The organism is Lactobacillus sp. UMNPBX19, from assembly GCF_002553805.1.
Taxonomy (GTDB): domain Bacteria; phylum Bacillota; class Bacilli; order Lactobacillales; family Lactobacillaceae; genus Lactobacillus.
Window position 1 is genome coordinate 14778 of sequence record NZ_PCYR01000016.1, and the last position, 24812, is coordinate 39589.

Sequence of the window (24812 nt, forward strand, 5' to 3'; positions counted from 1 at the left end):
TTCTAATTAGAAAGTAGTTAGCTCATCCTTACTCCCTACTTTCTTTATTTTTTAATTTCAACCAAATTAATTATATTGGACCCTAAAAATATTAAGTAACTTTGATCATCAATTCGCGCCAAAACCGTTTCTTACATCTTCACTATAACACTTTTTCTAATTAAATAACATGATAAAAATGTCGAGTACATATGAATTTTGATTCATATATTCATAGTTCTACCATTATGCAAGACTATTAGCAAATAAAAGCTGACATATAATTCATCAGAAGGAGTTTAAAATTACACTAGCCTAAATTTTACCTAATATTTTAGTACCATGAGCTTGAGTGACCCCGATTGTTTCTATAACAGAATTTACATTCTCATCTGTTATACCACCACCAGGTAAGATCTCAATTTTACCCTTAGCTTGTTTATTTAATTCTTTTAAATTCTCAAAACAATTAGTAATTGGACGATCTAATGGTCCACCATGAGTAAGAATACGTTTAATTCTATTTTGGGATAACCAATCAATGGCTTCTTTTTGTTCAACATTTGTTAATTCATCAAATGCCATGTGCATCACCACTTCTAAGTCTCCAGCATGCGCTACTGAAAGCAATCTATTCATTGCCCTCTTATCTAAATGCTTTTCCCTGGTTAAACACCCGAAAGTAACTCCATCTACACCTAGTAAGCTGCATATTTGAATATCATTAATCATTATCTCTAGTTCATCCTCACTATAGACAAAATTTCCACCACGAGGTCTAATCATTACAATTACGGGAACATCATGTTTATGTGTATACTCAACAGTCTTTTTAATTACGCCAAAAGAAGGTGTCGTCCCACCTACAGATAAGTCATTATTTAGTTCTATTCGATCAGCACCACGTTCAATCATCAAAGGTACGTTAGTAAAATTTTCAACACATACTTCTTTAATCAAAATTTATGTTTTTTCCAATCTAAGATTACTTTTACACTATAACTTACGACAAAACCCGAAATTCAGTTGAATTCCGGGTTTTATAATCGTTATTACTTAAGAGTATTATTTTAAAGACTAATTTGACCACTAGCTAATAATTCATCACACTTAGTTGGTTCAAATTCATCGCCAGCTTTAAAGTCGTCAGGAACAACCATAATACCACGCTTTTGAGGAGCATGTGCTAAGCCTAATTCGCGTGCTGAACAAATCATACCGTATGAATCAACACCACGAAGTGCACCTGGCCAAATTTGTTGACCATTTGGCATTAAAGTACCAGGAAGTGCCACAACTACCATTTGGCCTTGAGCAATATTTGGAGCACCACAAACGATTTGATGTTCTTCACCATTACCCACATCCACAGTAGTTACATGTAAGTGATCTGAATCTGGGTGTGCTTCACAAGTCTTAACGTAACCATAAACAAGAGTTGGCTTGCCAATTTCTAGCTTAGTATCAAAACCAGCTTCAGCAATTTTCTTGTTTAAAGCATCAACTAATTCTTGTGTTGGTTTAACTTCACCATTTGGTAGCTTATCGTAGTCTAAAAAGCTACTTACGTTAAAGAAATTAAATCCAATAACTTCTCCATCCTCATTTTCAACCCTTGTAACTTGATCTTTTTCTGTGAATTTACTGCGACCTTTATCTTGGTCTAAAATCACAATTAAAGTATCAGGGTAACTTGTTTTATTGGTAGAAATAATCATTTCTAGTAAATTTCCTTTCCTAGACTATTTGAGAGAGTTAAGGAAGTTTTCTACTTCTTCTTTAGTCTTTCTGTCCTTATTTACTAGTCTACCAATTTCTTTGCCATCTTGGTAGACAACAAAGCTAGGAATTCCAAAGATATTTAATTCTTTGGCTACATCAATTGATCCATCACGGTCAACCTTATAGAATTTTGCATCAGAATTATCTTCTTCAATTTGTGGTAAAAATGGATCTAAAAAGCGGCAATCTGGGCACCATGTAGCTGAAAATAGTAATACTACTTTTCCATTTTTGGTAATTTCTTTTAACTTTTCAGGAGTTAATTCTTTAATTTCTTCCATTTATCTCACCTTTTCTTACTTTTTATAAGTTATAATTATTTTACATCCTTTTATTTCAAAAATCTAGTCTCAGATTTTTTAGCTTAAATTAAAAACGATCTACAATAAAAATATAGAAAGAAGGTATTAAAATAATGGTTGATATGAATAAGGAATTACTCCATGACGGTTATCGATTACACTTAGTTTTTGACGAAATGGTTCAAGATATTAGAAAAGATCCTGATAATTGGATTATGATTATTGAAAAAAATATTGACCAACTTTCCTCATTAATTTCTGCATATCATAAAATCGCAGCTACAATTACCACCAATACTAGAAAAAATGGGCTACCTGCCCACTTAAAATCAGCTTCAGATGATACTTTAAAAGTGATGGACGAATTTAATGATGAGATTCTTACTTTTGACAATTTTGTCGATAACAGTAACCATATCAAAGCCTTTACTAAATTTTTTAGGGCAGTCAATTATACAAATGAATTACTCCTAGAATTAAAATTACAAAGTAAATAATTAGACTAAAAAAGTGCCTAGAATTAAATTTTTCTAGGCACTTTTTTGTCTTTCAAAGTATTCTTATCAATTATTTTACAAAATGTGCATGCAAGCAGTAAATTGGATTACCCTTAGCTGCAAATTTATGTTCATATTCAGTCTCAACATTTCTTTCAAAAATTTCATCATCTGCGTGATGTAAATCTAGACTTACATAATCAAATTTCATTCCATAATTGTTAAGACTTACTAAACTGTATTCAAACAATCCTCGATTATCTGTCTTAAATTCTAAATGTCCTTCTGGCTTTAAAATTTGACGATACTTATCTAAAAAGCTCTTATAAGTTAATCTACGCTTTTCATGACGTGTCTTTGGCCAAGGATCAGAAAAGTTTAAATAAACAATGTCTACGCTATTTTCCGGTAAATACATTGCAATATTAGCAGCGTCTGCACACATTAATTGCAAGTTATCGATCTTTTCTTCAAGCTTAGTTCTTAAAATCATCCCAGCAGCTGTTGTTTGAAGTTCTACTCCAATAAAATTCATCTCAGGATGTTCTTTAGCTAAAGTAGTAATAAATTGACCCTTTCCTGAACCAATTTCAATTGCTAATGGTTTAGAAAAGTCTTCGAATCTTTCTTCCCAGTTAATTTTCTTATCTGGATCCGGCTCGTTTAAAATTGCTTCTGGATGTTCAGCTACTAATTTTTGAGCCCAAGGTTTATTTCTTAATCTCATTTTTTCACAACCTAATATCTAACTTTTTTAAATAACTGTTCAATTTTACTTGGTAAATAAAAATATAGCAATAAAAATATTAAGGCAAGCAAAGCAATAATTCCACCAAATGCTTCTAATTTTTGCGGAGAAAAGATTATTATTGCTAAACTAATTAATCCCCATTCAAGTAACATTCCCTTTTGAAGAACTTTTCGTAGAGCTTGTCCTCTAGAAGCAAACGGAATTGGTATTACATGATACATCATATTATGCTCATACACTGTTCCTAAAGGAATCAATTGATAAAGAGTTAAGAAAATTATCAAAGCACCTGTACCAATTGCCCAACCTGCGTCTTGTAAGCATGCAATTAATAAAATTGCAAACAGAATCATTCTAATCAATAAATTACTGTACTCAGGATCTCGCAATAATACTCTTTGGTAAATGAAAGTATTTGGCGTTTGATCTGTTGTTTTAATTAAAAAGTCTAAATATTTTCTTCTAGAAATTCGTACTTTCTTATCAGGTACATCAGTAAACATACTATAGAAATTATTTAGTAAATCTACTCTTCGTTCTTCATAATCTAATGCCTTATACCAGTCAAACATCTTTTCCTGTGACAAATAGTCTACTCCAACCCAAGCAGCAATTGCTATCGTAGCATAAATAATTGGATTAGGATAATGGCCTAAAAAGGAAAGATACAAGACTAGAAAATTAATTCCTAGGTATAGCCAAGTATTGTAATAATCATATTTGTTAAAATAGAAACTTCTAACAATCAATTTAAATTGCACATTCTTACTGACAATCAAACCAATCACAATGAAAATCAGGCCACCAATTGAAAAGCCAGCTCTCATTGTCGCAAAAGGCAATAAAATTCCTGATACCAGAATAATTAAAACAACAGGTAAGATCATATTATGCAGATATAAAGGCTTAAAGTACGCCTTCATTTCGTTATCTTGATTAAAAAGGAAATGTTCATCTGCCCTATCAAATAAAGTAGCAAAATGACCAACTCCCAAAGTTGCAGTCCAAATTAAGGCTAAAAGAGGCTTATAAAACCAAAGATTATTTGGCCATTTTTTTATGTTTTGTGCATACCAAAACATTAAAGCTCCAAATAGAAAAATCAAAGCCAAAATAAAAAAATCGTTAAAAACTAAAGTCAGATAATGCATCTGTTTTTTGAAGTTTTTATTGAGTCTATTTTTAATTAAATCAGTCATGTTTCTTCACCGTTTCCTGATTTAAAATTTGATATAAGCGATCAAAGGAATCGCTTGGCTTTAATCCATAAAACTGTCTAATTTCATTTAAACTACCTTCAGTTTCAATCGTGCCATTATTTAAGACAGCAAATGTTTGAACAGCTTCTTGTGCTTCAGCCAAAACATGAGTAGTCATTAAAACCATCTTTTGATCAGCAACAGCTTCTTTAACTAAATCAATAAAATTAGCTACCGCTAAGGGATCAAGACCAGTAAATGGTTCATCTATTACCAACAAATCCGCATTTGCTAAAAAGCTAGTTACAATCATTACCTTTTGCTTCATCCCTTTAGAAAAGTTAATTGGAAGCCAATCCAGCTTATTTTCTAAACGAAACATTTTGCATAATTCTTTTGCTCGTGCCCAAGCTTGATCATGATCCAAATTATAGGTAAGCATTACTAACTCTAAATGCTCTTTCAAAGTTAATTCTGGATATAAAATTGGGGTTTCTGGAATATAAGCAACCATCTTTTTAAATTCGGCAGGATTTTCAGTTAAGCTTACCCCATTCAAAATAATCTTGCCTTTTTGCATTCTTAATAATCCAAGCAAATGCTTAATGGTCGTTGATTTACCAGCACCATTTAAACCAATTAAACCAACAGCTTGTCCAGGTTCAATTGTTAAATTTACATTTTTAATGACATTAATCCCAGAGTATCCTCCAGTTAAATTTTCAATTTTAAGTGCCATTACTTTTTCCTCTCTACTGCAATAAGATACATATTTATGATAGCATGAACATAAGTTAAACTAAATTTTCTTTTCATTAAGAAAGGGGTCTTATCATGACAGAATTAGAAAAGGATTGTTTATTTTGTAAAATCATTAGAGGAGAAATTCCTTCTTACACAGTTTTTGAAAACGATGATGTCAAAGCTTTTCTTGATATTTCACAAGTAACTAAAGGACATACTCTCATTATTCCTAAGAAGCACTTAGTTAACTTCTTTGACTACAGCCAAGAAGATGCTGCTAGATTTTTACAATATATCCCTGTTATTGCCCAAGCAATTAAGAAGTCTGATCCAACTATTAAAGGATTGAATGTTGAAGTGAACAATGGTGAAATCGCTGGACAAGTTGTCATGCATTCACACATTCATTTAATTCCACGTAGAAGCGAAAATGATCCTGTTTCTACTCCTCACGTAAACAATGCAGACGAATATTCAGAAGAAGATTATCAAGCGGTTGCAAACGCTATCAAAAACAATCTATAATACCAGTAATTTTGCCTTTAATGCGGTACAATAAAGGTGGTTATCAAGTTAAAAATTATTGAATAGATAAGAGGTATACATTATGTCTGGATTTTTATTAGGAATTCTTACAGGTACTGTTGCAGGTGGCTTATTGTCATACGCTAAGAATCCATTAAGTGGTAACTCAATTAGAAGTGATGTTAAGGATTCTGCAGATAATTTCACTGATTCTGTTCACCGGGTTAAGATAATTTATGATGAACTCGAAGAAAAGAGAATGGAACAACCTGAAAAAGAAAATAAAACTGAAGAAACAGATACTACTGAAACTCCAAGTGAAGACGAAGATGTTGAAGTGTCTGACCGCCCTTCACTCAAAGATAAGGCTCATGATTTAGTTGATGCCTTCTCTGCTGCTTCATTTAAAGCCGTTGACCATGACCGTGTCTTTGCTGCAGTTAAGAATAAATTAAATGAAGCAAAAGAAGACCTTGAAGACGCAAGCGATGATGTTAAAGACGCTACTGAAGATGAAGAAAAAGTAGACAGTAACTCTGGCGCAAGCGAAGAAGAACATAAGGAAGAAAATTAATGAAATTTTTTGGAATTGGATTAGGATTAGGCAGCTTAGCCGGATTAGGGATTTCTCTTCTCCCAAATCCACAAACTGGTCATAAAGTTAAAGAAGACGTTCGTCTCTTTTTAGATGGCACAAAAAATGATGTTTCTTCATTAGTTACCAGTACAAAACAAGCTACACAAGCTGCTAATGAATTAATGAATAATCTACCACAAACTGAACAAACAGTTAAAGACATACAAAATAACTTAACTGATTTTCAAAGTTCCATTAAACCAGAAGTTGATCAAATGAAAGAAAATGTTTCTAATTTAACTAAAGAAGCAAAAGACACAGCTGATGGAATTAAAAATGAACTTTAATTTTAAGATTTGTTAGTATTTTTTATAAATATCAAGAAAACTCCTATTGTCCATTGGGATAATGGGAGTTTTTATGTTATATTTGAATTTGTAATTAAGCAAAGGATGTGCAAATTAATTTATGAATAAAACATGGAAAAAAGCAGCTACTGTTTTAGCTTTTGCAGGAATTGCCTTAAGTGCTACTGCTTGTTCTGGCGGTAAAGCTGTCGTTACATATAAGGGCGGTAAAATTACCGAATCACAATATTACGACAAGATGAAAGAATCTCAAGCAGGTCAATCAACTCTTGCCAGCATGATTGTTTCTGATGCCCTAGAAAGTCAATACGGCAAAGACGTTACTCAAAAGCAAGTTGATAAAGAATACAATAAGTACAAGAAGCAATATGGTAGTCAATTTGACTCAGTTCTTGAACAAAATGGAATGACCGCTTCTACCTTTAAAGATAACTTAAAGACTAATCTTTTAACTGAGGCTGCTTTGAAGCACATCAAGAAGATTACTCCAGCTCAAGAAAAGAAAGCTTGGAAGAGTTATCAACCAGAAGTTACTGTACAACACATTCTTGTTTCAAAGAAGAGTACAGCTGAGGATGTCATCAAACAATTACAAGATGGCGGTGACTTCAAGAAACTAGCTAAGAAGTATTCTACTGATACTGCTACTAAGAACGATGCTGGTAAATTACCTGCATTTGACTCAACTGATTCTACTTTAGATTCTAGTTTCAAGACTGCCGCATTTAAACTTAAGACTGGTGAAATCACTACTACTCCAGTTAAGACTCAATACGGCTACCACGTAATTAAAATGATTAAGCACCCTGCCAAAGGTACTTTCAAGGAACACAAGAAACAAATTGATAATCAAATCTATAAATCCATGTCCGAAGATCAAAATGTTATGAGAAGCGTAATTGCTACTGTACTTAAGCGTGCTGATGTTTCTATCAAGGATAAAGACTTAAAGAACGTTCTTTCTCAATACGTTTCATCAGATAGTCTTTCAAAATAGAATTTTTACATAATATAAAAACCAAGGTTAAAATCATCATTAACCTTGGTTTTTATTTACTCTAATTTTGGTGCTTTATCTAAGGCATCATCATTTTTAGGCCTGTAAAATCTACGATTGTCTTGTGACTTAATTGTTTCAGTAAATTCTCCTGGCTTAGTTTGCTGCAAAGCATTAGTAATTGCATAAACTGTAGCATCTAAATCATCAATTTTATGTAAAACTTCAGCTTCTAGCACTACTGGTCGATGAGCTGCGCCATATTCAGGTAAGCCGTGATGTGACAAAACTAAATGCCGCAAGAGCATTAAATCTTCACTATGCTCATCAATTTTCAATTCATGAGCTGCTAGCATAATCTGCTCATCAATTAAAACTAAGTGTCCAATCAAATTTCCTTCAGTCGTATAAGTTGTGGCTACAGGACCAGATAGTTCAATTACCTTTCCCATATCATGTAAAATGCATCCCGCATATAGAAGTGACCGATCAATTTGAGGATAAGTATTAGCAATTCCTTCCGCATCCCTTAGCATTGAAACAGTATGGAATGCTAGTCCATTTCTGACGGCATGATGGTTAGATTTGCCAGCTGGATATGAGAAAAACTCTTTATTCCATTTCTTAAGTAAGTAGCGGACAATTCGATTCCAGGTTGGATTTAAGATCTCAAAAACACGTTTACTAATTTCTTCTTCAAGATCTTTTTGTTTAATTGGAGCTGAATGAACAAATTGACTTAAGTCATATCCTTCATTTGGTCCCACTACTCTCAAATCATAAATTCTTATTTGGGGTCTATCTTGATACTCTTCTCTTCTTCCGCTCAATTCCACGATGGTTCCTGGACTAAAAGTATCCGCATCCTGCTGACTAGCGTTCCAAAGATTTCCTCTAATTGTGCCACTTGAATCGCTAAATTGTAAAACTAAGTATTGTTTACCATTTTTACTAGTACGAAGACTTGAATCTTTTAAAAGTAAAACCAAATTCATATCTTCGCCATCATTATAATCAAGCAACCTTTTTATCATTATTGTTCCTTTTCTATTCTTATTGATTCCATCTCAAGATTAGCTACTAAATCTTGTCGTGCTGTAAAAATTAAAACTTGTGTTTTCTGGGCCAACTCTTCTAATAGTTTGACAATATAATTGGTTCTTTGTGCATCAAAGTTTACAAAAGCATCATCAATCAAAATTGGTAAAGCAATTTTATCAGCAACTTGTTCAACAAAAGCTAATTTCAAAGCAAAATATAATTGCTCACTTGTCCCACGAGACAGATATTCAACGTCAAACTTTTTACCATCTTTTCTTTTAACTTTAAGTTTTTTATCTAACTGAATATCTACATATCTTCCACCAGTTAAAAGATTGAAATATTTCTTTGCATCTTCAAGCATCTTAGGAAAACGCTCATTTGAGGCTAAATCTAAGCCTCGCGCAATCCAATTGCTAGTTAATAAGTTAGCTAAATATTCTTTAACATTTTCACTCAATGATGTTTCTAGGTCAGTTAATTTTTGTTTTTCAGCAAAATATTTATCAGAATTTGCTAAAACATGCATCTGATTTTCAAGCTTAGCATTTTCTGCATGTAAATCATTAATTTGCTCTTGCTTTTGAGAAATTTGCTTTTCTATTTGATCCTTATTTTCTGCTAATTTATTTGGATCTTTTGCAATTTTTTCTAATTGCGCGAGATCGGCTTGCAAATCATTTTGTAATGCTTCTATTTTCAACTTCAATTGTTCTTGTGCTTCGGCTTGTTGCTTTAGCTCAGAAAATTCCGCAAAATCAGTAACTTTACTTGCCGCAAATAAATTGGAAAGATCAATTTTATTCTTAGCTAATTGGTTCTTTTTTTCTTGTAAATTCACTGCCACATCATTTAAATGTTGCTTAGACAAATTATTCTGATCAATAACTTTTCGTAATGAATTTAACTGATTTACAATATCTGAAAATGTCTGAACATTTCTTTGGGTAAAAGGATATAACTCCTGAATAAAAGCTTGAATCTTTTCATCCAAATAAGCCTGATCTTGATCTAATTGGCTAAGTGTTTGTTTTCTAGATTCAATTTGGACTACTTCATTCCACAAACTACTCAAGTCAATGACGTTAGGATCAAGCCCATATTTTTCAATAAATTCTTGGTCTTTTTGGCTTTTCTTGGCATTAGTTTGCTTTGTCCAAACAAATAGTCCAAGCCCACCTAAGGCAATCATTATTCCCAAGAAACGCACAAACAAGTTGTTAATCGCAATTGCACTAAAAAGTCCCGCAACTAATAAAATTAATGATAACATTCCTGGAAAATTATTATTTTCTTGCTTTTGACTCTTTAGAGCTTGATAATCATCCTTTATTTTGTTTCGAGTCTCACTTGATAATTTGCTTAATTTAACTGCTTCTGGCTGAAACTGTTCATAAGATTTTAAATCTTCCTTAGCAGTTTCAATTTGCCGGTGCAAATCTTTACTTTCACTTTCCCAATGCAAAACTTCAGCCTTATGATCAACTAATGCTTGAATTTTATCTTTGTTAGATAATTCACTACTGTTCTTAATTTCATCAAGCTGCGTCTCTAAACTTTTAATATCAGCTGTTAAATCTGAAATCTTACTTTGAATAGCCCGTGCTTTCTCATAGCTCTCTTTAGAGAAAGAAACAGGTTGTACTTCTTTTTTTAGTTGCTGATACTGCTTAAAATTAGTTAGCTTTTGCATTAATAGACTAATTTTTTGGTCCTCTTTATTTAATTCAACTAGTTCAGCTTGATTTTTTTTAAGCTCTTCATTTCCTTGAGTTAATTTTTCTTCAAGTTCACGATAATCATTAAGTTCACTATTAGTTTGGGCCAAAACTTCTTTTTGTTCTTCAATTTGATTAATTAATTGATTAACTATCGGCTTGCGTCCACTCTTTTTAAAAAGCTTCTGAGCATTACTTGAAAACTCATCTCTTAAATCAAGTAATTTATGACTTTGGGATGCTCCTAAAAAGTAAATTTGTTCCATTAATTCGGCCTGAGATAATCCATTTACCTCACGCATCATATCCTGATTAAAAATAAAGCTATCCGTATAAAAACTGCCATCTATATTTTGGATACGATCAAAAAAAACACTCTCTGGCACTTCTTGATCGTTTAAACTAACTTTTAAAACACCCTTCTTAGGATCCCCTTTTGCATATAACCGACTTAAAATAAAAGTTCCATCTGTATCTTCAAAAGTTAAGCTTCCCCCCATTGGACTAACATGATCCAAAGGTTGATAAGTCTCAAAGAAAGGTGATTTATTAGTTCTTAAGTGAAATCCAAATAGAACTTGTTTAACAAAGGCTACAGTTGTACTTTTTCCAGCTTCATTCGCACCTAAAAATATCGTTAAATCTTTGTTCAAATTAAAAGTCACATCATTTAATTTTCCAAAGTGAATAATTTTAATTTGAGTTAACTTCATCATCTATATCCTTTAATTTTTGTCCCAATTTAACCTGGGCTAATTCTTTTACTTCGTTAATAAATTCTGGTTTCTTCAAAATATCAGCAACATAATCACTTTTTTTACTTAAATCATTAGCTAACGCATAAATCTTATCTAGTTCAAAAGTTTCACTTTCAGCTTGATCAAATGCTTCTTTATCCGCTGTTTTAAGTTGAAGTTTTTCATTATTCGTCAGATAAACTTTTACAAGTCTAGAATCAAATTTTAAAGAATTAGATAGTTGAAGCCAATAATCACTGTCCTTGACTAATTCTAGTTCTTTTTCACTTAAGTGTTGGACTCCTTCAATTGTTAAACCAAATAAAGTTTGTTGCACATTTTGCTTAGTCAAAATTTCAACTATTTGTCTTGTTAAATCATTTTGTGAGATTTCTCGATCCAAAGTTAGAGTTGCCATTTGCCAAATAATTGGTGCCGTTTCAACAAAATCAAGACCTACTTTTTTAGTTGTTTCATCTACTGTATCGATATATACCCCTTTACTACCTTGTTCGTTAATGTGTCTACCCTGGAGATTACCACTATAAACAATTAAAGGATCTTCACTTAAAGTCTGACGCAAATGAATATGACCTAAAGCAAAATAATCATAGTTTAAATCTTTAATTTCAGCCGTTGTAAATGGAGCATAAACGTTTTGATAATTTGTAGTAGTCTTAGCGCCCGCATGCATTAAACCAATAGTAAAGTTATCTCTCCTTTTAGGAAATTCACTAATCCTATCAGTTTCGATGTGATTATGTTGATAAGAAAATCCAACCACAGTATATGGAAAATCTCCTTTAGTTTTAGATTCAAATTCTTCTACTTCTTCATTAGAGCCTAAAAGTTTAAAATACGGAGTTTGTGGCAATAACATCTCATCAGGATTCAAATAATCATGATTTCCTAAAATCATCACAACTTGAATTTTTTGATCTGTCAGTCGTTTTATTTCACGATTAAAAAACAGTTGACTCTGAGGACTAGGATGAACTGAGTCAAATGTATCACCCGCAATTAAAACTAAATCTACATTTCTATCTAACGCTGTATCAATTGCTTTAGTGAATGACTTTTGGGTAGATTGTTTAATATTTTTAAATTCATTAGATGGCAAAAAAGATAGTCCTTGAAAGGGACTATCTAAGTGCGCATCTGCTAAATGCATAAATTTCATACTAATTATTTTGCCTTTAAATCATCATATAAATCGCCGATTGGCTTAGTCATAGCTTGTTGAACGTCGTTAATCATTTGAAAGAGAGCTTGTTCCTTGGTAATCATGTCTTTTAATTCATCATTATTACGAACTTCTTCATTGATCTTTTGATATTCTTTTTGTACATCTTCAGAAAGTGGTTGGCCTGAATTTTGAGCAGCTAAAATTTGTTGTTGAAGCTTATCCATTCTTTGGTATAAATCCAAACTTTCTGGATTGTTCTTTAAGTTTTCAAGAGATTTCTTTAAATCTTTGAATTGTTCTGTTTCTTGCAAGTCCTTTGCTAATTGATTAGCGTTATCGTAAATATTAACCATTTTAAATAAAAACTCCTTTTTTAACGACCTAAAATTCCTTTAAGATTATTATACCATTCGTTGAACTTAGACCCAGTATCATTGATTCCTTTTTGTACTTGTTGACCTAAATTACCAAGCCAGTCTGAATTTGCACCTGTATCTTTGGCTATCTGTTGGGCGCTCTTTTCCTTAAACTGTGTCTGAGAAGTATATGGAAGTAGCCGCTCCAATTCAGATTTATATAAGTGAGTAATTCCAGTTTCTGAAATACCTTCCATATAATGTTCTTGATCAGTCTTATCAAAACCTACCCAAGTTGATAAGACAACATCTGGAGTATAGCCAACGATCCATTGGTCTTTTGTACCAAATCCATAACTATCTGGTACCTCAGTTGAACCAGTCTTACCTGCCACTCTAAAACTTGATGGTTGAGCAGATCTACCAGTTCCTGAAGTAAAGACGCCTAAAAGCATTGACGTCATTTCTTTAGCAGTATTAGTTGAAATAATTCGGTGATTACCAGGATTCTTGTTTTGAGCAATAACATTGCCGCTAGCATCAGTGATTTTAGTAATACAGTAGGATTGATTTGGTAAATTACCTTCGTTAGCAAAAGCACTATAAGCTCGTGCCATCTGCAATGGTGAAACACCAGTTGAAAGTCCACCTAAAGCTAATGCCAAGTTTTGATCACTCTTATTAACGTGAATGCCAAAGTTTTCCACTGATTGAACACCCTTGCTGACACCAATCTTATCTAAAAGCCATACTGCTGGTACATTTTTACTTTGAGCTAGCGCTTCATACATTGGAATCTTATTTGAGTATTGATTATCAACATTCTTTGGCTCATAGCCGTTTTTTCCAAATTTTTGCAGTTTGTTAGAAAGTTCAGAATCATAATGATATCCATTCTGCAAAGCTGGTGAATAGACAGCTAGTGGCTTCATAGTCGAACCCGGCTGACGTTTCATCTGGGTAGCACGGTTATAGCCGCGAAAGACATGTTGTCCTCTACCACCAACCATTGCTCGAACAGCTCCAGTCTTTGGATCCATTGCAACACTAGCTCCTTGTATCTTAGTGCCATCACTGGCATTTGGTGGGAAATTCCAGCTTTCTTCAAAACTATCTTGCAAGGCAGTTTGATAGCCAGTGTCTAGCGTAGTATAGATCTTTAATCCTTTGTTCATTACATCTTCTTCTTTTAAGCCATAACGATCTATTGCTTCATCAACAACGGCATCAAAGAAGTAAGGGTAGCGATAGCCATCTTCTTGAGAAAATGTATCATCAAGGGTAAGCGTAGTCTTCTTAGCATTATCAGCTTGTGTCTTAGAAATTTTTCCTGTATCAGCCATCAATCCTAAAACAACATTTCGCCTTACGATTGCATTGTCCATGTGATCAATTGGATTATAGTAGCTTGGACTACGAAGCATACCTGCAATTGTAGCCGCTTCTCCTACTGTTACATCGCTAGCATTTTTTCCAAAGTAGCGTCTTGCTGCATCTTGAACACCCCAAACACCATTACCGAAATACGCATTATTCAGATACATTGTTAAGATATCTTTTTTAGAATAGACACGATTAATTTCGATTGCAAAAAAGAGTTCTTCTAGTTTTCTAGAAAAAGTCTGCTTTTGAGTCAATAATGCATTCTTGGCTAGTTGCTGTGTTAAGGTAGATCCACCACCAACAATACCTCGGTGGATTAAACTACTGATGGCTGCTCTTGCCATCCCTTTTACACTAAAACCAGGATTTTTATAAAAAGTCCGGTCTTCTGTAGCGATGACAGCATCTTGAATATAAGGCGATATCTGATTCAGTTCCACAAAAGATCCCTTTTGTGAGTATAGGGATCCGGCCTTTTGATTTTTATTATCATAAATCGTGGTTGTAGTAGAAAGTGCTGCCTTCATATTAGAGATGTTCGAAGTTTTTACCTTAACGGTATAATATGTACAAACAAACAAACAACAGGACAGTAATATTAAAATTAACCAACGCCAAATTTGAAAACGATGGTTGAAGTTTTTAATCGCTAAATGAACGCGATACCAAAACTCATGATTTTGGGAATGCATAAAATTAAAACTCCCTTTTCGTCAATAAACCTAATATGACGATTTTAGCATATCTTTATTTGAAAAATAGTGTTTTAAAGGTTAAAAATTAGATAAGGTGAAAAAATGACTATATACCAATATTCGCTTACATATCCCGACCATTTAACGCCAATTAGTGTTGATAGGCTAATGCGTAAATTGCTTATTCCAAGAAAATGGCGGCACTTTTTACGTAGTGAAAAGAAAATATTAATTAATGGAAAATATTTACCACTTAATTTTTTAGTAAAACCTGGAGATAAAATTGAAATTCAGCTTGATCATATTGAAAGTGATCAACAACCTTATCCCGCTAGTGGAAAATTGCCTAAAGTTGTCTATGAAGATAATGATATTTTAGTAATTAATAAACCTGCTGGACAAAAGACACATCCCAATTTAAATGAAGAAGATACAGCATTAAATGACTGTGCAACTTATTTAGGCTATAGTCCTTTTATTGTTCACAGATTAGATATGTTGACAAGTGGTCTTTTGTTAGTGGCCAAAAATCCTGCGGTCGTACCAATTTTAAACAGGCAATTAACTGATAAAACATTGCATCGAGAATATTTAGCCTGGATTTCTAACTCTCCACAAATAAAAAATACCGGTATCATTGATCTTCCAATTGGTCACGATCCACATGATCAAAGAAAAAGAATGGTGAGACAAGATGGACAAAAAGCTGTGACACACTATGAAGTAATAAAAAGAGATAAAGATAGAATACTGGTAAAACTTACATTAGAAACTGGTCGAACTCATCAAATCAGAGTTCATTTAGCTGCTCTCGGTGCCCCAATAATTGGTGATCCCTTATATAATTCTGATTATCAAGATGGGGAACAATTACAGTTAACAGCCTTTCAACTTACCTTTAGAAAACCCTTTAGTTTTGAAAATAAAACAGTGAAATTGGAGAAAAAATAAAAGAGATATGCCAAAACATATCTCTTTTATTTGTGCCCCAAACAGGAGTCGAACCTGCACTCACTTGCGTGAACAGCGACCTGAACGCTGCGCGTCTGCCAATTCCGCCATTGAGGCAACTTTTTGAACACATCTATCATACCAAAAAGTTAATAAAATTGGAAAGAAAAATCTTAATTACAGAACAAGATAATCTATTTTTTCCATTATCAGTGTGTTCTAGTCAACAAAACTTTCTGCTGAAAATTATGCTTTTTATTTCTATTTAGTTTTCTTTTTGAAAATACTCAATCCAAGTGCAGTAAACAAGCTACTAATACCTGCCAAAACTAAGATAGTACTATTGTTTTTACTTCCCGCCTGTGGCAAGCTTGCATTATTTCTGGAAGTTGAAGCTACATAGCCATTATTCATCTTATTATTTATTCCAGAGAAAACATTTTTATGGTTACTTGTCTCCGTAAATTTATTATTCGTGCTTTTTTCTAGATTATTTCAGGTATATCTAACTTTGAAGCTAATAATGTAGCGGAAATACCATTAGTTTTGGGTTGATGGTTTTGCTTATTTTCTAGTGCATCTAGTTTTGTGACTGAATTATCATTTTGAACTGGTAATTTTTCAACTGTCGATTCTGAGCTCTTTTTTGAATCATTGATGTGGAAGTTAGAATGGCTATCTTTACTTCCTGTCTTATTCTTTTTTTCTTAAATCTATATTTTTAGGAGCCCAAACATCAAGCTGCTCACTTGTATAATCTTTTGCATTCACAGTATGAACTGTATTATAGAAAAGATTAATTAACTTTTTACAATCCCTAATTTTATATGACCGCAAAATCATTTTTTCTATACACTCCTACCCAAAAACCTCAGCTGCAGCAATCACCTCCAGTAGTGCCTCATCTACCTTATCTCTTCCATATGCATCAAGAAAGCGATCACGATACTTATTAGTTTTCAAATTAAACCAGAGTGTCCAAACACCCCAAAATAAATCAATATGTCGATCGCCCACCCCACTACAGTCAAAGTCAATAAAGCCTGAAAACTTCCAGTTATTAAGAATAATATTTGGTAAACAATAATCTCCATGGAGTAAAACCTTGGCCTGCAAAGCATCTTTACCTGCTTCTAAAACCTGGTGAGCCTCTTCTGCTGAACGATAGCCAAAGCTATCAGGAAAAACTGACTTATCATAATTTCCTGTTTGGTAGTTTTTCTCGGCGGTTGCTAAATATTCCCTGGTTCTCTCCATAACTGGGCAATCAGCGTAATCTATTTCATGCAGTCTTCTTAATTCGCAAGCAATGGTATCACATAAGCGTTTTGGATTTGCGAGATATTCTGAATAAACGCAATCTTCACCCTTAACTGCCCTTGTTAAAAGCCAATCATAATCATTTGCAGTATAATCTAACACTTCTGCGCCAAGTCCCTTTGAATAAAAGTACTGCGTCATCTTGGCCTATTTTGCTAGCTTTCCAAGGTTAGCTCTTTTTAAATAATAGCCTTCGTCTTTATCTACAAAATATACTCTTGCTTCAGGTGAAGAGGAACTGTCATAAATTGGTGCGTCAGAGATAAAATTTTTAATCTCCTTTGGTAGATCTTCTGGCATCTGAGTAATTAAAGTTTTTTTCATATATTTGATCCTATGGGTAAAAAATGAAGTATACAAAAATAATAATTACAGCTCTCCATAATAATGATGCAAAATATAATCAGATATTCTCTTTAAAGTTAGATAGTCAATATTATTAGAGAAAAGCATTATCATTTGCTTAGTTTTATAGTCAGCCACAAAGCATGAATTATATCCTGGAATACTACCTTCTGCGCGAATTACATTTCCCTTAAAATATACTCCGCCAAAGTAGGCTACTTCTTGACCTTTAGTTTGCTGAGAAAATTGGTTAATCATCTTAGGATCTTTTAAAACTTCGCTATAAACGAATTTCCAATAATCATTTGGAGATATAAATAAATTTCCAGCTCCAAAGTCAGAAGATGTAGTCACTGTTACTGTATGCCAGCTAACATTTTCGTTTAACGGCTGCGGAATTTCTTTTTTATTAACTTCAGAAAAATCTTTTATCTGATTAAGATTAAGAGACTTTGCAAATTGCTTTTGAATGTAATTATTATAAGTTAACTTACTTTCTCGACTAATAATTGCTGCTAATAATTCATAGTCCACATCCTGATAATCCCAAGTATGAAGATGATCATATTGCATATGGTCAAGCATATATGCAATTTGTTCTTGCTGGTTTTTAAGAGGAGCAGATGGGCGAGCATTATTAATCAATCCACTTGTATGATTCATTAATTCACGAATCGTTATGTTACTGCTGCCTGGAACTTGAGGGAAATATTTAGATAAAGGAGTATTCCAATTGAGCTGCTTTTTTTGTTGAAGTTGATAAATTCCAGCCCCTGTTATAATTTTTTGCAAAGAAGCAGTTGGAAATAATTGATTAGCTTTCACTATCTTTTCTTTATTAGTAGTTTCGTTATTTTCCACTACAACTGGTGTTCCATCTTTGCCACTGACTAACATTACCCCATTAATATGATGAAACTTCATGTAGCTTTTAAGATCTTTTGGAGTATTTCGACTTCCTGGACTCATCTTATCGGTCGGTATTACAAATAAAAGTAATGAAAAAGCACAAAGCGCCATGATAGTATATAGAACAAATTTTTTTAGATGATGCATAATATTTTCCTTTTCGTGTTATGCCAGTTTTTAATAGACCTTTTTCGTTTATTATCTTTCTTTAATTGTAATTCTTGAATATCACGATCCTCAACCCTTTTGAGACAAAAAAATGCTGTATGTTTTTTACAAATCATACAGCATTTTTTAATTTTAATAATCGTTATTTCTTCACTAGCACTGCTACAGCTTCAACATGCAGTGACTGGTTTCTGACAATTGCACATTGGTACTAAACGGTCATGTGGCGCGGTTGACTATGTCTGTGTAATGGTGGCCCTTATATCCACACAACCGTTATGACCCATGAATTTAAGCATTTTCAACGTTACTCAGAGTTAAGAATTTTAATCAGTCTGTGGAAACCTATTGATGCCATAAATCAAGACAGTGAGTTTGTGGAAAACTCTAAAAAGATGCTACCTGTATCAAACATAAGGTTTGCCGTCGATATGTTGAAAATTATCTTCTCTTAAATATATACATTTGCCATTTACGATTTCATACGTCTTATTGTGATCTTCATCTTTTAAAAGATTACCACTAGGATCATCCCAGAATTTTATTTTTTCTTGGGCAATTCGTCCTGGTGCTTGACCAATGATATTTATTCTGGCAGATGAAGAAGCATAGTAAAGTGGCTTGATCACTTGCTTTGTAAAAGATTCATTATCAGGATCTGCTTGAATTTCTTGAAAAATTTTTTTGAAATTCACTTTGCATATAATATGACCCACCTTTCTCTTATTTTCTAAACTGATATAACGTGTATATTATCAACTAAGCAATAATTGCCTAATTAAACTAATTTTCGAATAATTCAATTCGACGTAATTGACGTTTCAGTTGACCTTGCTTTTCTAATAAAGCAAATTTACGAGACAGGGTCTCAGGTGTTGTTCCAAGGTATAAGGCTAAGTCCTTCATTTTTAAGGGTAAGGTAAAATTATTTTTACCAATTTCATCTGCATATGTTTGTAAATACTTTAATAACCGGTCTTCAACATTCGGCAAAGCCAACAAGTGAATTTGTTTTTGCATTTCCGAAACTTTAACAATATTTAGTTCCAATAATCGAATACTTAATTCTGGCTGTTTATGCATCAGCTTCAGTAGATCCTGCCGTTTTAATAAACAAATTTCACTGTGTTCCGTAGCCTCGACGTAATTATTGATATTTTTTTGACCAAAAAGCCAATTCTCACCAATATAATCACCTGTATGCAAGATTTGCAAAACATTCTCATAGCCGTCTTCATCTAAGGTGTACTGCTTAGCGTTACCATCAGCGACAATTACTAAATTATCATTTATCGTTGGATCAATTATCACTTCACCCTTTTGATAGTTTTTATGCTGAACTAATTTTTCGATTTGCATCTTCTCATCCTGAGGTAAAGCATTAAATAGTGGTACTAAGTTAACACATAAATCAGCCATTAAATTCATCGTCCTTTAATTAAAAGTCATCATCGTCATCTTCGACATACAATCCTTCTTTTAGTTCATGACCTAAGAAGTCTTGAGTTACCCGAATTTGCTCCTTAATCCAAGCCATTAAATTAGTTAAATTAGCAGATAATTCTAGCCAACTTTCATTGTTAGCTAAAGTAATTGCCTTAGTAATGAAGAGCGTTTGCGTATCAAAATCTTTTACCAAGGCAAACAGTTGCTTATCACCTGCTAAATATTTACTACTGCCGTCTTCTTCTAGCATAGTATATTCCTTAAATTGAGCTGTAATTGTTGGAATACTTTCACCATTATTAACCAATAAGTGATTCAATTGGTCAAATTCCTGACGTTCATAAGCAATCCAACCAGTAGCTTTTTCGGCTAAAAAAAGACTAGCAGATCCTTTAGCAAATAAGTTAGCTTGGTTAATCTTTAAAGAATGGATTAACAAGTTAGAAATAATGTGACCAGTCATGGCAGCTGCAGTTGGCTGATGGTGATCAAGGTCGCTTTGCTTCAATTCCGCCTGGTATTTTTCTTCTGCATTCATCAGTTAAGCTCCTTTTCCTTAATTTCTTGTACTTCATAACCCATTTTTTCAATAGCTGTCTTGACATCAACAGTTTTAGTTTTATCAGGATCCAGCGTAAATTTTAGCTTTCCTGCATTGAATAAAACTTTTATTTGGTCGGTTCCATCCAAACTACCAACCGCCCTTTCAATTTTGCTTAAGCATGAAGGACAGGTCATGCCAGATAATTTCATCATTACTTTTTCCATGATTAAATTCATCCTTCCTTATTAACTTACATATCTAATGCTACTTTGTTTTGTTGATTATAAACTTGATGATCGTCAATTTTTTTGCTGAAATTTGATTAATCTCATCCCGTTCAAGATAACAATTAAGATACTAAATTCATGAATAAACATCCCACTTGCCATTTCAACATAACCCGCAAACAAACCGATGAACAACAATAAGACTGTCAGTAAAGCCATCACGATATTTTCATTCATGTTCAAAATTGTCTTCTTGGATAAGCCAAGGGCATAAGCGATCTTCCGCAAGTCATTTTTAACTAAAACTATGTCTGAAACTTCAATGGCAACATCCGTTCCACTACCAACGGCAATTGCAACATTAGCATTAGCTAAGGCCGGACTATCATTGATCCCATCACCAATAAAAGCAATATGGTGTCCCTTGGCTCTTTCTTTTTTAACAAAAGCAGCCTTGTCTTGTGGCAACATTTGACCATGAACTTCATCGATTGACAACTTCGCCGCAATTCGTTCAGCAGTTTCTTGATTGTCTCCAGAAAGCATAACTAACTTTTTAACCCCTAATTCTTTTAAGCGGGTTAAAGCATCATTAGCTTCTGGGCGCAATTGATCTTTAATGCCAAAAACAGCTAATTGACTTTGGTCTTCATTAGCAAAAGCGACAATTGAATTACCTAATTGACTCAAATGATTAATTGTCTTATCCAATTTTGCATTGGTACGGGTATTTTCAACGATTAAGTCTTGGTTACCTAAATAATATTTTTGATTATTTAAAATGGCGATGATTCCCTTACCCTTAACAGTTTCTACTTTAATTGAAGCTGGCTTTTGTTTATTTAACTTGGCAATTGCCTGAGCTAAGGGATGGTTACTTTGACGCTCAATTTGAGCAGCTAATTTAATAATTTCATCTTTGGGCCCATTTAATACCTCAATTGCACTAACTTCTGGATGTCCAACAGTCAAAGTGCCGGTTTTATCAAAAGCAATTTCATCAATCCGGTGAGTTTGATCCATTACTTGCGACCCTTTAAACATAATGCCATTTTTAGCACCATTACCGATACCGGCAACTGTAGATACTGGTACACCAATAATTAGAGCACCTGGGCAGCCCAGCACCATGACCGTAATGGCTAACCTAAGATCTTTAGTAATTAGGCCTACAGCAATCGCAATTACAAGTACAGTAGGGGTGTAATATTTGGAAAACCGGTTAATTAACTTTTCCGTATGTGACTTTGTATCTTGTGCTTCTTCAACCATTTCAATAATTTTACCGAAAGTCGTATCTTCACCGACTGCGGTAGTTTCGACAGTCAATGTACCGTTTTCAAGGATAGTTCCTGCATATACTTCATTACCGGCTTTTTTATTAACTAATTTAGATTCACCGTTAACACTGGCTTCATTAAGATAACCAGAACCTGAAATAACTTTGCCATCGACTGGAACCTGATCACCAGTTCTAACTAAAATCTTCTCACCAGGATCAATGAAATCGACGTCTTCTTTCTCAGTTGAGCCATCATCTTGAACAACTAACGCAGTCTGTGGTGCCATTTTGGTTAAATCAGCAACGGCTGACCGCGTTTTCTTTAGGGTTAATTCTTCCAGTACATCGCCTAACATGAATAGCCAAGTAACAATGGCTGCTTCATTAAATTCACCAATAATGAAGGCACCGATTACCGCCAGCGATACTAAAACATCAATAGAAATTAATTTAACCCTTAAAGATGAAATAGCCGTCAAAGCGATTGGAAGCACTCCGACAATCCCCACTATAAGCATTAAAGCCTGGTATGGTAAATTCATGTGCAATAGCCATTTAGATCCTTCAGCAAGCAACAGCAGAATAGTATTAACAAGCAAAAGCTGCTTTTTGTACCTCATAAAAAATTGTTGTAACTTAATCATTTTTCACCTCTTCCTTTCTTGACACTACACATTATAGGTAAAAAACAATTTAGGTGACTTGACTGTTATCAAGATACTAGTGTCTTTTTATATTTATCTTTTAAGCAAAAAATCACAGTTTTATCGTGTAAATTTCGTTTAATAAAAGGGAGAACATACAAAAAAAGACTAGAAACCATGCAAAAAGCATAGACTCTAGCTTTCAAATTTCAGTTCTATAAAAATTAATGTGCCAATTTAATCTCTCCAGCAGCAATTGGCAAAGTTGTATGTGCATCATAACTCATAACATTACCGGCAACGCTAGATGGCAATTTAAGATCTGCTGGTACACCATGAACATAAACTACTCGTTTGTCTAATTGAAGATCGTCACTACCAAATGCTTACTTAAATTTTGCTTGTAAATCTTTTAATGGGACATCCTTATCATATTCAGTAACCATCATGGGGAATGTTCATTTCTTGTGGTGCATCATCAAAAGGAACCCCAGATACTGCCTCTGTTTCAGGTAAATCAATAAAGCCATCATGATTCACTTCCTTTTCTGATTTTTGTAAGCATACCAGAGAAACGAGGCGATGAACACCCTTTTTGACTAATAAATTGTTCCTTTGATTGCCGTCTTGACACGCTTAATAGGTAACGGAGCGATCCCTTGTAATAATTGCTTGATTTGGTATGAAGTTAAGCTAACGGCATCGTTACGATGCCATGGCCAACGCAAATTACCATTTTCAAACCGCTTATACAGTAAGACGAATCCTTCACCATCCCAATATAAGCCCTTAAAGCGATCAGTTCGACTACCACAAAAGAGAAAAAGTGAATCATTGCCTAATTGAAGACCATAATTTTCTTCAACTATTAGATCTAAGCCGTCAATTCCTTTCCGTAAGTCAGTTTTCCCGCAAACGATATAGACATGCCGCGGCGCGGACCAGTTAATCAACATGGTTCATCATCACGGTTAGTAATTTAGCAGCTAAGTCAGGATCAGCACCTTGATAGAGGTTTACTCGTAGCTTATTTAAGGTGACTGAAGCAGTTAACATTTTTGCCGGATGACGCTTGTTGGAAATCGGCGTTACTGCCTTGGTCGTTGGCGTGCCCACCTCTACAACATCATGAATCATAAATAAAGACCTCCTATAGTTAAGTTTCCCTAAGTATAGAAGGTCTGGATTGAGGTTTAAATTCGGTCAGTTATACCGTGCTTACAATAAAAGAGTCACATACCGAAGGTATGCAACTCATAAAAACTATACCAATTTAGTGTCAATTTCATTATTTTGTTAAACCAACACTAAATGGTGTAGAGTTATTAAATTAGTTATCAGTAACGAAAAAGATTATAACCTTATTTAAGACTAAATTATTCATTTAGTAAAACCAATATTCTATTTATGTTCCCTCTTTTTCCAACCTAAGCCAAAGACTCCAAGAGATGCAAGTACAATACCTAAGAGTCCAAGTTGGTTTTCTTTTTTACCAGTTTGTGGAAGATTCTTAGTTACTTTATTAGCAGTAGCTGGCGCCTTAGGCTTAGTGGTTGAACCACTAGACTCGGTATTTTCACCAGTTTGTGGAAGATTCTTAGTTACTTTATTAGCAGTAGCTAGCACCTTAGGCTTAGCGGTTGAAACACTAGACTCGGTATTTTCACCAGTTTGTGGAAGATTCTTAGTTACTTTATTAGCAGTAGCTAGCACCTTAGGCTTAGCGGTTGAAACACTAGACTCGGTATTTTCACCAGTTTGTGGAAGATTCTTAGTTACTTTATTAGCAGTAGCTAGCACCTTAGGCTTAGCGGTTGAACCACTAGACTCGGTATTTTCACCAGTTGATAAGTGATGCTTTCCATTCTCATTTGAATCTGGAGTCTGTGGTTTTTGTCCTTGATCCTTGTCCTTGCTGTTATCTGATTGCTCTGGAGTCTTATTAGCTGTATAGCTAATCTCAACAGTTGTATCCTGAGTATCCTCGTTCACAGTAGTTTCATCAATTTGAGCTGGGGCTGGAGTGTAACCTTTAAATTCTGGAGCTGAGTATCTTTCCCACTTAGCAGTAGACCACTTACCCGCAGATTTGATTTCCCCAGTAGTTGCATCAAGAATCACTTTCCGTGTCAATGTTGC

At 33.9% G+C, this 24812-nt stretch carries 27 protein-coding genes, 1 tRNA gene and 2 pseudogenes; 6 read left to right on the forward strand and 24 right to left on the reverse strand.

What is annotated here, in order from left to right:
• Positions 1-294 precede the first annotated feature (294 nt).
• The 3 genes from CP370_RS05920 to CP370_RS05930 all read right to left on the reverse strand — a co-directional run bounded on the left by CP370_RS05920 (position 295) and on the right by CP370_RS05930 (position 2042).
• The gene (locus CP370_RS05920; RefSeq protein ID WP_087712764.1) at positions 295-939 is read right to left on the reverse strand and encodes a copper homeostasis protein CutC; all 645 of its coding nucleotides are present in this window, start codon (positions 937-939) and stop codon (positions 295-297) included.
• 110 nt (positions 940-1049) lie between these two features.
• A complete protein-coding gene (ytpR, locus tag CP370_RS05925; protein WP_004897815.1) occupies positions 1050-1697 on the reverse strand; it encodes a YtpR family tRNA-binding protein in 648 nt (215 codons plus the stop codon).
• Between the two features lie 24 nt (positions 1698-1721).
• The gene (locus CP370_RS05930; RefSeq protein ID WP_087712762.1) at positions 1722-2042 is read right to left on the reverse strand and encodes a thioredoxin family protein; all 321 of its coding nucleotides are present in this window, start codon (positions 2040-2042) and stop codon (positions 1722-1724) included.
• Between the two features lie 134 nt (positions 2043-2176).
• Here CP370_RS05930 and CP370_RS05935 point away from each other — a divergent pair, with 134 nt between their 5' ends.
• On the forward strand, positions 2177-2560 hold the full coding sequence (locus CP370_RS05935) for a hypothetical protein (protein WP_087712760.1): 384 nt from the start codon (positions 2177-2179) through the stop codon (positions 2558-2560).
• A gap of 70 nt (positions 2561-2630) precedes the next feature.
• Here the strand turns inward: CP370_RS05935 and trmB are convergent, their stop codons facing one another.
• From trmB to CP370_RS05950, 3 genes are read right to left on the reverse strand one after another with little or no spacing between them, the layout of a single operon-like run.
• A complete protein-coding gene (gene trmB / locus CP370_RS05940) occupies positions 2631-3287 on the reverse strand; it encodes a tRNA (guanosine(46)-N7)-methyltransferase TrmB (protein WP_004893609.1) in 657 nt (218 codons plus the stop codon).
• An 11-nt stretch (positions 3288-3298) separates the two neighbouring features.
• Entirely contained in the window at positions 3299-4510 is a 1212-nt protein-coding gene (locus tag CP370_RS05945; RefSeq protein ID WP_087712759.1) for an ABC transporter permease, read from the reverse strand.
• Positions 4503-5249, reverse strand: a complete 747-nt coding sequence (locus tag CP370_RS05950) for an ABC transporter ATP-binding protein (RefSeq protein WP_004893604.1) — start codon at positions 5247-5249, stop codon at positions 4503-4505. The genes CP370_RS05945 and CP370_RS05950 overlap by 8 nt, the downstream gene beginning before the upstream one ends.
• 95 nt (positions 5250-5344) lie before the next feature.
• Here CP370_RS05950 and CP370_RS05955 point away from each other — a divergent pair, with 95 nt between their 5' ends.
• The 4 genes from CP370_RS05955 to CP370_RS05970 all read left to right on the forward strand — a co-directional run bounded on the left by CP370_RS05955 (position 5345) and on the right by CP370_RS05970 (position 7721).
• Positions 5345-5779 (forward strand): HIT family protein, encoded by a 435-nt coding sequence (locus CP370_RS05955; protein ID WP_004897823.1) that lies wholly within the window; start codon positions 5345-5347, stop codon positions 5777-5779.
• An 82-nt stretch (positions 5780-5861) separates the two neighbouring features.
• Positions 5862-6353 carry a hypothetical protein gene (locus CP370_RS05960; protein WP_012846534.1) on the forward strand — a complete coding sequence of 164 codons (492 nt, stop codon included), beginning with the start codon at positions 5862-5864 and terminating at the stop codon, positions 6351-6353.
• Entirely contained in the window at positions 6353-6703 is a 351-nt protein-coding gene (locus tag CP370_RS05965) for a YtxH domain-containing protein (protein ID WP_012846535.1), read from the forward strand. The genes CP370_RS05960 and CP370_RS05965 overlap by 1 nt, the downstream gene beginning before the upstream one ends.
• 121 nt (positions 6704-6824) lie before the next feature.
• Positions 6825-7721 carry a peptidylprolyl isomerase PrsA gene (locus tag CP370_RS05970; protein WP_087712757.1) on the forward strand — a complete coding sequence of 299 codons (897 nt, stop codon included), beginning with the start codon at positions 6825-6827 and terminating at the stop codon, positions 7719-7721.
• A gap of 56 nt (positions 7722-7777) precedes the next feature.
• Here CP370_RS05970 and CP370_RS05975 read toward each other — a convergent pair whose 3' ends face one another.
• The 5 genes from CP370_RS05975 to CP370_RS05995 are packed head-to-tail and all read right to left on the reverse strand — an operon-like array spanning position 7778 to position 14834.
• Positions 7778-8755, reverse strand: coding sequence for a 3'-5' exoribonuclease YhaM family protein (locus CP370_RS05975; RefSeq protein ID WP_087712756.1), 978 nt, complete (start codon positions 8753-8755; stop codon positions 7778-7780).
• Entirely contained in the window at positions 8755-11193 is a 2439-nt protein-coding gene (locus CP370_RS05980) for an AAA family ATPase (RefSeq protein WP_180707234.1), read from the reverse strand. The genes CP370_RS05975 and CP370_RS05980 overlap by 1 nt, the downstream gene beginning before the upstream one ends.
• Entirely contained in the window at positions 11174-12397 is a 1224-nt protein-coding gene (locus CP370_RS05985; protein ID WP_087712754.1) for a DNA repair exonuclease, read from the reverse strand. Before CP370_RS05985 ends, CP370_RS05980 begins: the two co-directional genes overlap by 20 nt.
• Before the next feature lie 5 nt (positions 12398-12402).
• Positions 12403-12756 (reverse strand): YlbF family regulator, encoded by a 354-nt coding sequence (locus CP370_RS05990; RefSeq protein ID WP_004893585.1) that lies wholly within the window; start codon positions 12754-12756, stop codon positions 12403-12405.
• Between the two features lie 20 nt (positions 12757-12776).
• Positions 12777-14834: a PBP1A family penicillin-binding protein gene (locus CP370_RS05995; protein WP_087712752.1), complete on the reverse strand. Its 2058-nt coding sequence runs from the start codon at positions 14832-14834 to the stop codon at positions 12777-12779.
• Between the two features lie 105 nt (positions 14835-14939).
• Here CP370_RS05995 and CP370_RS06000 point away from each other — a divergent pair, with 105 nt between their 5' ends.
• Complete coding sequence (locus CP370_RS06000; protein ID WP_087283781.1) at positions 14940-15788, forward strand: RluA family pseudouridine synthase; 849 nt, start codon at positions 14940-14942, stop codon at positions 15786-15788.
• A gap of 33 nt (positions 15789-15821) precedes the next feature.
• Here the strand turns inward: CP370_RS06000 and CP370_RS06005 are convergent.
• From CP370_RS06005 to CP370_RS06070, 13 genes and pseudogenes are all read right to left on the reverse strand, one after another.
• Positions 15822-15905 (reverse strand) — tRNA-Leu (locus CP370_RS06005).
• A gap of 144 nt (positions 15906-16049) precedes the next feature.
• The gene (locus CP370_RS06010) at positions 16050-16202 is read right to left on the reverse strand and encodes an LPXTG cell wall anchor domain-containing protein (protein ID WP_087283778.1); all 153 of its coding nucleotides are present in this window, start codon (positions 16200-16202) and stop codon (positions 16050-16052) included.
• 444 nt (positions 16203-16646) lie between these two features.
• Positions 16647-17432 (reverse strand): annotated as a pseudogene (locus CP370_RS06020) (aminoglycoside 3'-phosphotransferase).
• Between the two features lie 45 nt (positions 17433-17477).
• Entirely contained in the window at positions 17478-18509 is a 1032-nt protein-coding gene (locus CP370_RS06025; RefSeq protein WP_087712749.1) for a serine hydrolase, read from the reverse strand.
• A 428-nt stretch (positions 18510-18937) separates the two neighbouring features.
• Positions 18938-19225 (reverse strand): hypothetical protein, encoded by a 288-nt coding sequence (locus tag CP370_RS06030; protein WP_087712748.1) that lies wholly within the window; start codon positions 19223-19225, stop codon positions 18938-18940.
• 88 nt (positions 19226-19313) lie between these two features.
• Positions 19314-19949, reverse strand: coding sequence for a Crp/Fnr family transcriptional regulator (locus CP370_RS06035; RefSeq protein WP_087712747.1), 636 nt, complete (start codon positions 19947-19949; stop codon positions 19314-19316).
• Positions 19950-19968: 19 nt separating this feature from the next.
• Positions 19969-20514, reverse strand: coding sequence for a DNA-binding protein (locus tag CP370_RS06040; protein ID WP_087283766.1), 546 nt, complete (start codon positions 20512-20514; stop codon positions 19969-19971).
• Positions 20514-20744, reverse strand: a complete 231-nt coding sequence (locus CP370_RS06045) for a heavy-metal-associated domain-containing protein (RefSeq protein ID WP_004897838.1) — start codon at positions 20742-20744, stop codon at positions 20514-20516. The genes CP370_RS06040 and CP370_RS06045 overlap by 1 nt, the downstream gene beginning before the upstream one ends.
• A 75-nt stretch (positions 20745-20819) precedes the next feature.
• Positions 20820-22673, reverse strand: coding sequence for a heavy metal translocating P-type ATPase (locus tag CP370_RS06050; protein ID WP_087712746.1), 1854 nt, complete (start codon positions 22671-22673; stop codon positions 20820-20822).
• A gap of 224 nt (positions 22674-22897) precedes the next feature.
• Positions 22898-23219 (reverse strand): annotated as a pseudogene (locus tag CP370_RS06055) (hypothetical protein); the annotation flags it as partial.
• Positions 23220-23272: 53 nt separating this feature from the next.
• Positions 23273-23629 (reverse strand): IS66 family insertion sequence element accessory protein TnpB, encoded by a 357-nt coding sequence (gene tnpB, locus CP370_RS06060; protein ID WP_087712745.1) that lies wholly within the window; start codon positions 23627-23629, stop codon positions 23273-23275.
• The gene (locus CP370_RS06065) at positions 23619-23810 is read right to left on the reverse strand and encodes a hypothetical protein (RefSeq protein ID WP_087712744.1); all 192 of its coding nucleotides are present in this window, start codon (positions 23808-23810) and stop codon (positions 23619-23621) included. Before CP370_RS06065 ends, tnpB begins: the two co-directional genes overlap by 11 nt.
• Before the next feature lie 264 nt (positions 23811-24074).
• A partial coding sequence (locus CP370_RS06070) for an LPXTG cell wall anchor domain-containing protein (RefSeq protein ID WP_143467866.1) occupies positions 24075-24812 on the reverse strand: 738 nt, incomplete at its 5' end.